The sequence below is a fragment of the Lutibacter oceani genome (assembly GCF_003384935.1).
GTDB classification, from domain to species: Bacteria; Bacteroidota; Bacteroidia; order Flavobacteriales; family Flavobacteriaceae; genus Lutibacter; species Lutibacter oceani.
Window position 1 is genome coordinate 803,329 of record NZ_QTTQ01000011.1, and the last position, 14,279, is coordinate 817,607.

General features: G+C 31.9%; 10 protein-coding genes. 5 read left to right on the forward strand and 5 right to left on the reverse strand.

Annotated features, from left to right (window positions below; all coding sequences use genetic code 11):
- Positions 1 to 64: 64 nt before the first annotated feature.
- Both BX611_RS12840 and thiL read right to left on the reverse strand, forming a co-directional pair.
- Positions 65 to 937, reverse strand: coding sequence for an AraC family transcriptional regulator (locus BX611_RS12840; protein WP_115881888.1), 873 nt, complete (start codon positions 935 to 937; stop codon positions 65 to 67).
- Positions 938 to 1,075: 138 nt separating this feature from the next.
- Positions 1,076 to 2,119 carry a thiamine-phosphate kinase gene (gene thiL / locus BX611_RS12845; RefSeq protein WP_115881890.1) on the reverse strand — a complete coding sequence of 348 codons (1,044 nt, stop codon included), beginning with the start codon at positions 2,117 to 2,119 and terminating at the stop codon, positions 1,076 to 1,078.
- A gap of 127 nt (positions 2,120 to 2,246) precedes the next feature.
- On the opposite strand from thiL, the gene BX611_RS12850 reads away from it, so the two are divergent.
- The 5 genes from BX611_RS12850 (at position 2,247) to sufD (ending at position 6,523) form a co-directional block, all read left to right on the forward strand.
- Positions 2,247 to 2,576, forward strand: coding sequence for a HesB/IscA family protein (locus BX611_RS12850; protein WP_115881893.1), 330 nt, complete (start codon positions 2,247 to 2,249; stop codon positions 2,574 to 2,576).
- A 34-nt stretch (positions 2,577 to 2,610) separates the two neighbouring features.
- The gene (locus tag BX611_RS12855; protein ID WP_115881895.1) at positions 2,611 to 2,871 is read left to right on the forward strand and encodes a four helix bundle protein; all 261 of its coding nucleotides are present in this window, start codon (positions 2,611 to 2,613) and stop codon (positions 2,869 to 2,871) included.
- A gap of 27 nt (positions 2,872 to 2,898) precedes the next feature.
- A complete protein-coding gene (gene sufB / locus BX611_RS12860; protein ID WP_115881897.1) occupies positions 2,899 to 4,347 on the forward strand; it encodes a Fe-S cluster assembly protein SufB in 1,449 nt (482 codons plus the stop codon).
- A gap of 108 nt (positions 4,348 to 4,455) precedes the next feature.
- Positions 4,456 to 5,193: a Fe-S cluster assembly ATPase SufC gene (gene sufC / locus BX611_RS12865; RefSeq protein ID WP_115881899.1), complete on the forward strand. Its 738-nt coding sequence runs from the start codon at positions 4,456 to 4,458 to the stop codon at positions 5,191 to 5,193.
- 7 nt (positions 5,194 to 5,200) lie between these two features.
- Positions 5,201 to 6,523: a Fe-S cluster assembly protein SufD gene (gene sufD / locus BX611_RS12870; protein ID WP_115881901.1), complete on the forward strand. Its 1,323-nt coding sequence runs from the start codon at positions 5,201 to 5,203 to the stop codon at positions 6,521 to 6,523.
- A gap of 77 nt (positions 6,524 to 6,600) precedes the next feature.
- Here the strand turns inward: sufD and BX611_RS12875 are convergent, their stop codons facing one another.
- From BX611_RS12875 to BX611_RS12885, 3 genes are all read right to left on the reverse strand, one after another.
- Entirely contained in the window at positions 6,601 to 8,190 is a 1,590-nt protein-coding gene (locus BX611_RS12875; protein WP_115881903.1) for an OmpA family protein, read from the reverse strand.
- Positions 8,191 to 8,207: 17 nt separating this feature from the next.
- Positions 8,208 to 9,110, reverse strand: coding sequence for a PorP/SprF family type IX secretion system membrane protein (locus tag BX611_RS12880; RefSeq protein ID WP_115881905.1), 903 nt, complete (start codon positions 9,108 to 9,110; stop codon positions 8,208 to 8,210).
- Positions 9,111 to 9,179: 69 nt separating this feature from the next.
- Positions 9,180 to 14,279, reverse strand: a 5,100-nt coding sequence (locus BX611_RS12885; RefSeq protein WP_115881907.1) for a T9SS type B sorting domain-containing protein, incomplete at its 5' end; no start/stop codon positions are given.

The following is a 14,279-nucleotide window of genomic DNA, read 5'->3' on the forward strand; positions in this document are numbered from 1 at the left end:
CACTGCAAAAGTGCAATACAATTATGAAATCGACAAGGTAGAAATAACCCTTTAAATGATACTTTTACTCCATATTGGATATTTCCCTGAATTCAACGGGGGTATTTTTGGTATGTTTACGAAAATATTTGATGAAATTTGTTGGTTCTCCAAACCCTAAATCAAAGGCAATTTCTTTAACATTTTTAGCAGTGTGTGCCAGAAGGCGTTTAGCAGCTAATAGTATTCTGTGATCAATTATTTCTTTAGGTGTTTTACCTAAAACTTTAGTAGTAGCTTGATTTAATCTTTTTTGGGTAATGCAAATTTGTTTTGAATAGTAGCTAACTTGTTTGTGATTTTTATAACCTTTTTCTAAAAAGTCTTTGAATATCATAACATAATCCAAGTCAATATCTTTTTTAAGTTCAATAAAATTTTGTTCCCGTTTTACTCTTTCTGAGTGCAACAAAAAATTATGAAGTAGATTTTTCAGGATTTCAGGTTGGAAATTGTCTTTTGGGTTTTGAAGTTCGCATTTCATTAGTTTTAACAAATCAGAAAATAATTCTGATTGCTTGTGTACTTGAATTTTCGAAACAAAAAATAAATCATTGAACAAAATACTATTCCGTAAATATTTCAAGTCACTTTCAGTTTTGCAATAAAAAGTATCGGTAAATAAAATGACTTTTCCATCGAATTTATTTTTGTTGTCAAACCGATGTACTATGTCTTTATTAAGAAATAACAAAGTATTAGGTTTTATTTCTATTGGATTAAAATCAACCAAATGAGTTGGGCTACCTTGTTGAAACCAAATAATGTGATAAAACCCAGCTCTGTGTGTTGTGGTTATTGTGTCTTTATGTTTTTTGTACAATTCAGCTAAGTCCACAATTTCAAATTCTTGTGCAAGCCCAGTCTTAAAATCGTATTTTTTAATTTCTTCTGACATTTATTGATTGGCGATCTGCAATTGCGACTAAAGGTTTAAATCCGTTATAAATATATTATTTAATAGAATTTATTTCCGTATAAACACATGTTTTTCTTTAATTAATTGATAAGGAGTAACTTATATTTATAACCTTATTTAACTTAAAGCGTTCCAACCTTGTGCGGTTAATTTAATTTGCTGTCCAGCCCTAGTTACTAAATTTGCCCCAAGAGATTCATCAGTAATATGACCAATAACTGTTAAATGCGGATTTCCTTTTATTTTTGGAAAATCTTCTTGAGAAATGGTAAACAACAATTCATATTCTTCACCACCACTTAATGCAATAGTTGTACTATTTAAATCAAATTCTTCACATGTGGAAATTACTTGTGGATCTAACGGAATTTTTTCTTCATATAAATTACAACCAACTTTAGACTGTTTACAAATGTGTAAAATTTCAGAAGAAAGCCCATCCGAAATATCAATCATCGCAGTTGGTTTTACCTCTAAATCTTTTAATAGTTTTATAATATCTTTTCTTGCTTCAGGCTTTAATTGGCGCTCAATTAAATATGAATATTCTGATAAATCGGGTTGAGAATTCGGATTTACTTCAAACACTTTCTTTTCGCGTTCTAAAACTTGTAAACCCAAATAAGCGGCACCCAAATCTCCAGAAACAACTAATAAATCGTTTGGTTTTGCAGAATTTCTGTAAACCACATCCTCTTTATTAACTTCACCAATGGCAGTTATATTTATTAGTAAACCTTTAGTTGAAGAGGTTGTATCTCCTCCAACTAAATCTATTTTATATGTTTTACAGGCCAAGAAAATTCCTTCATATAATTCTTCCAAAGCTTCAACAGGAAATCTATTGGAAACTGCAATTGAAACTGTTATTTGAGAAGCAGTTCCATTCATTGCATAAATATCAGACAAATTAACAATAACAGCTTTATAACCTAAGTGTTTTAAAGGCATATAGCTTAAATCAAAATGTACACCTTCAATTAATAAATCTGTAGTAACTAAAACCTGTTTATTTTCAATATTCAATACAGCTGCATCATCACCAACACCTTTTATTGTTGATTTATGTTGCATTTTAAAATTTTTGGTTAAATGATTTATTAATCCGAATTCTCCTAATTCAGACAAACTTGTACGTGCTTGGTTTTTATCTTCAATCATTTTGCAAAGATAAATGTTTATAGATAACAACTATAATAGTATTAGTTATTATCATACTAAAACATTATTTAAAATGGTTTTTTGTACCTATATTTGCACTAATTTAGAATTAATCTATTTAAGCAATATGATAAAAGTTTCAGACATAGCAAAAAAGAAAGTTATTGAGCTTATGACTGATGACGGCTTTAATCCGGCTGTTGATTTTGTAAGAGTTGGTGTTAAAAGTGGTGGTTGCTCAGGACTTTCATATGAATTAAAATTCGACAAAGAAAATAAAGATGATGATAAGGTTTTTGAAGACAATGGTATAAAAGTTATTGTTGACAAAAAAAGCTTTTTATACTTGGTTGGAACAACTTTAGAATACTCAGGTGGTTTAAACGGAACTGGTTTTGTATTTAATAACCCTAACGCTCAACGCACTTGTGGCTGTGGAGAATCGTTCTCATTATAGTTTGAAAGTTAAAAGTTGTAAAGTATAAAAGTTAATGGCAAAATTAAATTCTTTTGAAGATATAATTGCTTGGCAAAAGTCAAGAGAATTAAACAAAGTCATATATTACATTACAAACTCTAACACAAACTTTTTTAAAGATTACGGTTTAAGAGATCAATTAAGAAGAGCATCTGTTTCAGTTTCTTCTAATATTGCTGAAGGATTTGAAGAATTTAATAATTTAAAAAACAAAATAAGTGAAGTTTCAAAGTTAATAAGTGGATTTATCAAATATTTAAATTCAACTTTATAAACTTTCAACTTTAAAACTTTAAAACTTATGAATAAATTTACTGAAGACGATTTAAAAAAAGAACTCGAAACGAAAGAGTACGAATACGGTTTTTATACTAATATTGAAGCTGATAAATTTCCTGTGGGTTTAAATGAAGAAGTTGTAATTGCAATTTCTAAAAAGAAAAATGAACCAGCATGGATGACTGAATGGCGTTTGGAGGCATTTAAAGTTTGGAAAGAAATGAAGGAGCCAGATTGGGCAAATGTTAATTATGAAAAACCAAAATTTCAAGATATTAGCTACTATTCTGCTCCAGTTCAAAAACCAAAATTAGATAGTTTAGATCAAGTTGATCCTGAATTACTAAAAACTTTTGAAAAACTTGGTATTTCAATTGATGAACAAAAACGTTTATCAAATGTTGCAGTAGATATAGTTGTAGATTCTGTTTCGGTAGCTACAACTTTCAAAAAAACATTAAATGAAAAAGGTATTATTTTTATGCCAATTTCAGAAGCTATTCAGGAACATCCTGAGTTGGTAAAAAAATATTTGGGAACCATTGTTCCTAAAACCGATAATTTTTATGCTGCATTAAATTCTGCAGTATTTTCTGATGGTTCGTTCTGTTATATTCCAAAAGGTGTAACATGTCCGATGGAATTATCAACCTATTTTAGAATTAATGAAGGCGGAACAGGTCAGTTTGAGCGTACTTTAGTAATTGCCGACAAAGGTAGCTATGTAAGTTATTTAGAAGGTTGTACTGCACCAGCTCGTGATGAAAATCAGTTGCACGCAGCGGTGGTTGAATTAATTGCTTTGGATGATGCTGAAATAAAGTATTCAACTGTACAAAACTGGTTTCCTGGTGATGCTGAAGGAAAAGGTGGTGTTTATAATTTTGTAACTAAACGTGGTTTATGCGAAAAAAATGCTAAAATTTCTTGGACCCAAGTTGAAACTGGAAGTGCTGTAACGTGGAAATATCCAAGCTGTGTATTAAAAGGTGATAACTCAGTTGGAGAATTTTACTCAATTGCAGTTACTAACAATCACCAACAGGCAGATACTGGTACAAAAATGATTCACTTAGGTAATAATACAAAAAGTACTATTATTTCAAAAGGAGTTTCAGCAGGCCATTCACAAAATTCCTATAGAGGTTTAGTTCAAATTGGAGCTCGAGCAAAAAATGCACGTAATTTTTCACAGTGTGATTCACTTTTAATGGGAAATAAATGTGGTGCACATACATTCCCTTATATTGAAGCAAAAAATAAAACTGCTCAAATTGAACATGAAGCCACAACTAGTAAAATTGGTGAAGACCAATTGTTTTATTGCAATCAACGTGGAATAGATACAGAAAAAGCAATTGCACTAATTGTAAATGGATTTAGTAAAGAAGTACTAAATAAATTACCAATGGAATTTGCCGTTGAAGCTCAAAAATTATTAGAAATAAGTTTAGAAGGATCCGTAGGATAAATTAGAGTTAAAAAGTTTAAAGTTCATAAAGTTTTTAAAGTTTAAGGTTTTTTAAGTTAGCATTCTAACTTTTTAACATTCAACTTTACAACATTCAAACTATAAAAAATGTTACAAGTAAAAAATTTACACGCAAGTATCAACGATAAAGAGATTTTAAAAGGAATAAATCTCGAAATAAAAGCAGGTGAGGTTCATGCAATTATGGGGCCAAATGGCTCTGGAAAAAGTACACTTTCTGCAGTAATTGCCGGAAAAGAAGAGTATGAAGTAACTGACGGTTCTATAATTTTAAACGGAGAAGACTTAGAAGATTTAGCTCCTGAAGATAGAGCTCACAAAGGTATTTTCCTTTCTTTTCAATATCCTGTTGAAATTCCTGGAGTAACTGTTACAAACTTTATTAAAACAGCCATAAACGAAACTAGAAAAGCTAAAGGCTTAGAAGAATTACCAGCAAAAGAAATGTTGAAACTTATTCGTGAAAAAGCCGATTTATTAGAAATTGACAGAAAATTTCTTTCCCGTTCTTTAAATGAAGGTTTTTCTGGAGGTGAAAAAAAACGTAACGAAATTTTTCAAATGGCAATGTTAGAACCTAAATTAGCTATTTTAGATGAAACAGATTCTGGTTTAGATATTGATGCTTTAAAAGTTGTAGCAAATGGTGTTAACAAACTAAAAAGTAAAGATAATGCTGTAATAGTTATTACGCATTACCAACGTTTATTAGATTATATTGTACCTGATTTTGTACATGTTTTACACAATGGTAAAATTGTAAAATCTGGAGGTAAAGAATTAGCATTAGAGTTAGAAGAAAAAGGGTACGACTGGCTGAAATAATAAAACTATGAATTTAAAAGAAAAATTAGTTTCTTCATTTTTAGCTTTTGAAAACAAAGGTGTATTAGATTTAGATTCGAATGTACATTCAATAAGATCTAAAGCCATTCAAAATTTTGAAAAAGAAGGTTTTCCAAGTAAAAAAGATGAAGAATGGAAATACACAAGCCTTAATTCATTATTAAAACATGATTTTAGCTTATTTCCAAAAACTGAAAAACCAATTGGTTTTAAAAATGTAAAAGAATTTCTAATTAATGAAATAGAATCTTACACTTTAATTTTTATTGATGGTGTGTTTAGCTCTTTTTTATCAGATACAACACATGATGATTGTGATGTTTGTATACTGTCTTCAGCTTTAACACGACCAAAATATAAAATGGTAATTGACAACTATTTCAATACTATTGCAAAAAACAACAATAGTTTAACTGAATTAAATACTGCTTTTTCTGTTGAAGGTGCATTTATTAATATTCCAAAAAATACTATTGTTCCAAAACCAATTCAAATTCTTAATTTCTCTACTGGAAGTGAAAAAGAAGCATTACTTCAACCAAGAAATTTAGTTGTTGTTGGAGAAAATTCTCACGTTCAAATTATTGAACGTCATCAAAATCTTTCAAAAAATACGGTTTTAACAAATTCGGTTACAGAAATTTTTGTTCATAAAAGAGCTATTGTAGACTATTATAAAATACAAAATGACACAAAAGATTCTTCTTTAATTGACAGCACTTTTGTAACTCAAAAACAACAAAGTGTTGCTTCGGTAAACACGTATTCTTTTGGCGGAAAATTAACAAGAAATAATTTAGAATTTTATCACGAAGGCGAGCATATTACTTCAAATTTAAATGGCATTTCTATTTTAAATAATAAGCAACATGTTGATAATCATACCCTGGTAAATCACAAATATCCTAATTGTGAAAGCCACGAATTATACAAAGGTATTTATGCCGATAAATCTACTGGTGTTTTTAACGGAAAAGTAATTGTACAACAAGAAGCTCAGAAAACAAATGCGTTTCAACAAAACAATAATATTTTAATTGATGATGGAGCAACAATTAATGCAAAACCACAATTGGAAATTTTTGCTGATGATGTAAAATGTTCTCACGGGTGTACAATAGGTCAATTAGATGAGAGTGCGTTATTTTATATGCAATCTAGAGGAATTCCAAAAAAAGAAGCTAAAGCTTTATTGTTATTTGCTTTTGGAAATGATGTTGTTGAAAAAATTAAAATACCACAACTAAAATCGAGAATTACAAAATTAATTGCTCAAAATTTAGGTGTTAATTTAGGTTTTGAATTGTAAATTATCATCTATTCTTTAAATAAAAAAAGGTGCTATTAATAGTACCTTTTTTTATTTTTTATTAATATTTTTTTAAATTAGTTTTTTGCAGCTTCAGGGTTTAAAATCACAAACTCGGTTCTTCTATTTAATTGATGTTCAACTTCTGAACATCTAACCCCATTAGAACATTTGTTAACTAATTTTGTTTCCCCATACCCTTCACCTGTAATTCTTGAAGCGTCTATTCCTTTTGAAATTATCCACTCTAATGATGATTTTGCTCTTCTATTTGATAAATCCCAATTGTATTTATCTGAAGCACGGCTATCTGTATGAGATCCTAATGCTATTTTTATGTTTGGATACTTATTCATAATTCTAACCACCTTTTCCAATTCCATTGCTGCATCTTTTCTGATATTTGATTTGTCTAAATCAAAATAAATAGGTTTGATATTAACCATTAATTGACCTCGAACAGTAATAAATTCACTGGGAGCAATAGTTAACCCTATTGCTAATTCTAAATCTCTTTCATCAGAGGTTACAAATTCTTGACTATCTTCATCATAATTTTCTTTTGTACCAACAATTTTGTAGGCTGTTTCACAATCAACAATAAAACTAAATGAGGCATATTTATCAGCTATAATACTTTCAACTTTCTCACCATTTTTTCCATATAAAATCACTAAAGCCCCAGGTAAAAGAGCACCTGAATCTTTTTCACGAACAACACCTTCAACCACTTGATTACAATCAAATTTAATTGGTGCTAATTCTTCAAAATAATAGATATCATCATCTCCTTTTCCACCTTCTCTATTAGAAGAAAAATGACCCCATTTTTCACCTGATTTTTTTACAAAAGCAAAATCATCTCCCTTGCTATTAATTGGTGACCCTAAATTTACAGCAGGCTCAATGGCTTCTGAAGCAATTATTTTAGTAGCATAAATATCCAATTGCCCTTTACTATCTTCATAACCATTTGATGAAAAATAAAGCACATTATTCTCATCTATAAAAGGAAACATTTCTTTTCTTCTAGTATTTACATTTGGCCCCAAATTAATAGGTTCTCCATAGCTTCCATCTTTATTAACATCCACAACATAAATATCGGTTGCACCAAAACCTCCAGGCCTATCTGAAGTAAAATAAAGCTTATTTTCCTTGTCATTTAATACTGGGTGACCGGTTGAATAATTATCGTTATTAAATGGTAACGATTGAATATTGATCCATTCTCCATTGTCTCCAATTGTTGCTTTATATAATTGAATTAAAACCCAACCTTCAGTATCTTTCTTGGCTTTTTTATCAATATAATTATCTCTGGAAAAATAAACTGTTTTTAAATCTTTTGTAAAAGCAACATTGGATTCGTGATACTTTGAGTTTATAGTTTCTGAAAATCGTTCAACATTAACAATTTCCCCTTCAGCCTCCATAGTTCCTTTAAATAACTCTAAATAAGGTTGTTTATTAAGATGCCACTTTCTACTTCTAATAGATTTATCTTTTCTTGAAGAAGCAAAAACAGCTGAATTTTCACCATAGTAAGTAACACCAAAATCAGCAAGTTTAGTGTTTTCAGAAATGTTTTTGATACTATAATTAACATCTTGTGCATTTATTTGGAATGCACAAAACAATAGTATTATAAGTGTAATTTTTTTCATATTTCTGTTTTTTATAATTAAAAGAATCTTGGACTCTTAATGTTTTTTCTATTAAAATCAAATAACAACATTATTTCATGAGAGCCTGAATTAAAATCTCCAAATTTTGAAGTTGTGTAATCGTATGCGTAGCCCACTCTAAAATCATCATTTACTTGAAATCCTATCATTCCACTTATGGAGTCATCAAATCTATGAGACAGTCCAAGTTCCACCCTTTCATCAACAAGTAGATTTAAAGATAAATCTACAGAAATTGGTGCACCCGCGGTAGCTTTAATCATAGTTGAAGGCTTTAATTTAAGGTTATCTGCAATATCAAACACATACCCAGAAGTTAAAAAGTAATGCATTTTTTCTGAAGCTGTACTAACAACTCCACCTTCTTTTTCAAGATGTTTGGTTTCTAAAAAATTAGGAGCTGATAATCCTAAATAAAACTTATTTGTATAATAATATACACCTGCACCAAAATTTGGAGATGTTTGATGAATAGGAATATTTAAAGGGTCTGGATCAACAGTAATTAATTCTCTAACATCCATAAATGTTACACCTGCTTTTAATCCAAAAGCCAACCTTCCTTCACCTGAGGTAAAAATTGTATAAGAAAAATCAGCATACACATTATCTTCTTTTACGGGTCCTATCTCATCATGAATTACAGACAATCCTAAACCTACTGACCTACCAACAGGAGAATGTACAGCAAGCGTCACAGTTTTAGGAGCGCCTTCAACTCCAACCCATTGAGTTCTCCCCAATAAACCTATACTTGTAATTCCTTTTGAGCCTGCATAAGCTGGATTCAAAACATTCATATTATACATATACTGTGTATACTGTGGATCTTGTTGACCAAAAACCGTTGTTACGGATATTAAGATTATAAATCCTAAAAGTAATTTTATTTTTTTCATAAACTTCGCTTAAAAAATATTAAAGGAAAGAGAGATGTTTAAAGCTCTCCCTTTCCAAAAATTAATGTTTTATTTTCTTAAATATATCCAACCAGTCTGTGGTTTTCTTTCATTATTGTTAAAGTAAATTGTGTAGAAATAAGTACCAGATGGAAGAGCTTCATTATTGAAATTCATACTTCCACTTGAGAATCCATTCCACCATTCCGGTGTTTGATATGGGTTACCATTGTGCTTGTATTTATACACAAGATTTCCATATCTATCAACGATTTCCATTCCGAAATTAGGAAATAATACTTCTAAAAACTCAATCTCAAATACATCATTTATACCATCCCCATTTGGAGAGAACCCTTCAGCTATAGTTAATAAAACAATTGGATTTGTTGAAATTTGATCCATATCATCTTCAAAAATATCTCCATTATTTGGTGTAGAATCTAAATCAAGCTCATTAACTGCTAATACTTCAGCTACATTCAACCAGTTTCCTAATGGGTTCACATAAGCTGTAATAATTAATGTTTCAATTGCTCCATTTACTATTGTTCCAACATTCCAAATACCTGAGCCATCATCATAAGATCCAGTAGAAACGGATACACTTACAAAGTTATAACCATTTGGTAAAAGATCCACTACTTGTACTCCTGTTGCATCACTTGGTCCATTATTAGTTAATGTAATTGTAAAATCTACATTAGTTTCAGCATAAGGTTGTAAAACCCCTGTTGTACTAACTGGCCCTTGATTACCAAGAGATAAAGCTACTTCTTTTGTTAACTCTAAATCAACAACATCAACCGGATTCGTTGCAATACAACTTGTATTATTAGATAAATCTGGGTCTGTTTGGTGCATTTCTGTAATAGTAGCACAATTTAAATACTCACCAGTTGCATTTACAATTGCATCAATAACTAATACTTCAGTTTCACCATCTACAATAGTACCAACATTCCAAATACCAGAATCGTCATCATAAGTTCCTCTAGTTGAACTATAATTTAAATAAGTATATCCTGTAGGTAATAAATCTGTAACAACAACTTCAGTTGCTTCAATATCACCATCATTAATTAATCTAATTTCAAATGAAACTTCTGTATTAACCAATGGTGTTAAGTTATCTGCAATTACAGTTTTTTCGATTTTTAAATCAACTTCTTGAATTGGAGGTGCAGATGCACAGTCATAATCATCTTCACTAGTATTTCCATTATCTGGTGTTGAATCAATGTCAATTTCATTAGCTGCTGTTATTTCAGCACAATTTTCATAATCACCACTATCCATTACTATAACATCTACTAGCAATACTGCTGTATTGCCAATTTCAATAAATCCAATGTTCCACAATCCAGTAATAGGGTTATAAGTACCTATAGAAGAACTATAATTTACAAAATCATAACCTGAAGGAATAACATCCGTAACTTGAACCCCAGTTGCTTCTGTTGGTCCTTCATTGTCAACTCTAATTTCAAATGTAATTATATCTCCAACTTCAGGATCTACAACATCATCAACTACTGATTTAGTTAAACTTAAATCAATATATGCTGTAGGAATAATAGAAACACTTCCAATATTATTTGTGGTATCCGGATCGGATTGATCAGCAGTTACTGCACTTGTTGTATTGGTTATTGTTTGACCTAAAGTACCATCATCTACGGTTGCTACAATTGTTAATATAGCAGTAATTCCATTTGGTAATTCCCCTATATCCCATAATCCTGAACCATAGTTAAAGTTTCCTTCTCCTGTTGAATGGCTTACAAATGTAACACCAACCGGCAAATTATCAATTAAACTTACCCCCGTTGCAGTATTTGGTCCATTATTAGTTACCTCTATAGTATAAGTAATTGTATCACCTTCATTTGGAGTTTTATTACTTACGGTTTTTACTGTAACTAAATCTGAACTTGTTACTACAATTGTCTCTGAAGCATCATCTTCAGTTAAATCACTATCTATTTGATCTTGTGAATTACTTACAGTGTTAATCAGAGTTTGCCCACCTTGATCCATTCCTACAATAGCTTCAATAACAATTGTTTCTTCTTCTCCAGATTCTAAAGTGCCTACATTCCAATTTGGCGCAGTCCAAATTCCATCACTAGGTGAAACTGTTCCGTACGTCAATCCTGTTGGTAATACGTCTGTAACTACTAAACCAGTAACTTTTGCCGGTCCATTGTTTTTAACAGTTACTGTATAGGTTACTGTATCCCCAACATTTGGAGTTGCATTGTCTACAGCCTTTGTTAATACAATATCTGAATAGTTTTCTACAGTTATAGTTGCATCTAAAACGTCTCCATCTGTTGTTGGGTCTGTTTGATCACTAGTTGCAGCAGTTGTTGAATTTGTAATAGTTTCTCCTGCAGTACCAACATCAACAGATGCTGTAATATTGATAGTTGCTGAAGTTCCTTCTAAAATAGTACCTATTGTCCAAATTCCTGAACCACTATTAAAATCATCTCCAATATCATCAGTTATATAGGTAACTCCTGTTGGTAATAAATCTGTTAAACTAACATTAGTTGCATCACTAGGTCCATTATTGGTAACTGTAATTGTATAAATTATAGTATCATTCTCAAATGGTTCTGCAATATCAACAACTTTAATAGTCTCTAAATCTGATGCTGTCACCACAATATCAGCATATGAGATACTAGGAGATGTTAAATCTATTTGATCTTGTACATGATCTGCTATATTTCTTATTGGAGTTTGATTTATTGTACCTTCAGCAGTAACCAATGCCTCTATTGTCATTGTCTCTGTTACACCTACTCCTAATGTTCCTATTGTCCAAAGTGGTGAAGTCCATAGTCCTGCACTTGGAGTTACCAAGCCTTCTGTTAGTCCATCTGGTAATACATCCCTAACAATTAATCCTGTTACCACTGAAGGTCCATTATTTGTAACCGTTATGGTATAAGTTACTACATCTCCAGTGTTTGGTGTAGCATTATCAACTACTTTAGTTAATATAATATCTGAATAATTTTCTACAGTTATAACTGCATCTAAATCATCCTCTGGGAATCCCTCAGTTGTTGTATTTGGATCTGTTTGATCTCCTGAAGCTGATGTTGTTACATTTGTTATCGTGTCTCCACTTGTTAATGCATCTACTGTAGCTGTAACATCTAATGTAATTGTACTTCCTGAAGATAAATCTCCTATCATCCAATTCCCATCTCCTGAATTGTATAATCCTCCTTGATTATCACTTACATATGTTACTCCATCTGGTAGTAAATCTACTAAACTTACTCCTGTTGCATCACTTGGCCCATAATTTGTAACCGCTATTGAATATACAATAGTCTGTCCTTCATATGGAGTTGCATCACTTACAGTCTTAATTGTTACTAAATCTGTACTGGTAACATTTATTGTGGAACTTGCTTCACTTGGTAATGAACTATCATCCTGATCTTGAGCATTTGTTGCCGTATTTACAATATCTGGCTGACTATATTCTCCTAATGCAGTTACCGAGGCCTCTATTGTCATTGTCTCTGTTGCGCCTACACCTAATGTTCCTATTGTCCAAAGTGGTGAAGTCCAAGAACCCGCACTTGGAGTTACCAATCCTTCTGCTAAACCTACCGGTAATACATCGGTAACAACCAATCCTGTTACAACCGCTGGTCCATTATTTGTAACCGTTATGGTATAAGTTACTACATCTCCAGTGTTTGGTGTAGCATTATCAACTACTTTAGTTAATATAATATCTGAATAATTTTCTACAGTTATAACTGCATCTAAATCATCCTCTGGGAATCCCTCAGTTGTTGTATTTGGATCTGTTTGATCTCCTGAAGCTGATGTTGTTACATTTGTTATCGTGTCTCCACTTGTTAATGCATCTACTGTAGCTGTAACATCTAATGTAATTGTACTTCCTGAAGATAAATCTCCTATCATCCAATTCCCATCTCCTGAATTGTATAATCCTCCTTGATTATCACTTACATATGTTACTCCATCTGGTAGTAAATCTACTAAACTTACTCCTGTTGCATCACTTGGCCCATAATTTGTAACCGCTATTGAATATACAATAGTCTGTCCTTCATATGGAGTTGCATCACTTACAGTCTTAATTGTTACTAAATCTGTACTGGTAACATTTATTGTGGAACTTGCTTCACTTGGTAATGAACTATCATCCTGATCTTGAGCATTTGTTGCCGTATTTACAATATCTGGCTGACTATATTCTCCTAATGCAGTTACCGAGGCCTCTATTGTCATTGTCTCTGTTGCGCCTACACCTAATGTTCCTATTGTCCAAAGTGGTGAAGTCCAAGAACCCGCACTTGGAGTTACCAATCCTTCTGCTAAACCTACCGGTAATACATCGGTAACAACCAATCCTGTTACAACCGCTGGTCCATTATTTGTAACCGTTATGGTATAAGTTACTACATCTCCAGTGTTTGGTGTAGCATTATCAACTACTTTAGTTAATATAATATCTGAATTGTTGCTTACTGTAATTGACTCTGATAAATCATCACCAACTGTTGTTGGATCTGATTGGTCTCCTGTTGCTGCTGTAGTGAAATTTGTAATTGTTGTATTACTTGTTCCCGCATCAACTGTTGCAGTAATATTCAAGGTTGCTGTTGCTCCATTTGCAATACTCCCAATAGTCCAAATTCCTGAACCACTGTTGTAAGCTCCTGCTGAATCATCACTCACATAAGTAACACCCGCCGGTAAATTATCTGTTAAGCTAACTCCTGTTGCTGGACTTCCACTGTTGGTCACTTCAATAGTATAAACTATGGTGTCTCCCTCATTTGGTGTTACGTTGTCAACTACTTTCGTTGTTACTAAATCTGAACTTGTTACCGTTACGCTTTCGGAAGCATCATCTGGAGTTGTATTGTCATCCGTTTGATCTTGTGTATTGCTAACTGTGTTTGTTAGCGTTGTCCCTCCTGTTCCTGCATCAACAGTTGCTTCTATAGTAATAGTCTCTGTTGCGCCTGATGCTAAACTTCCTATGGTCCAGTTTGGTGCTGTCCAAGTTCCTACACTTGGTGTTACCAATCCGAAAGTTAAGCCTGTATCTAAAGCATCTGCTACTACTAAATTAGTTACTGCTGCTGGTCCATTGTTGGTTAC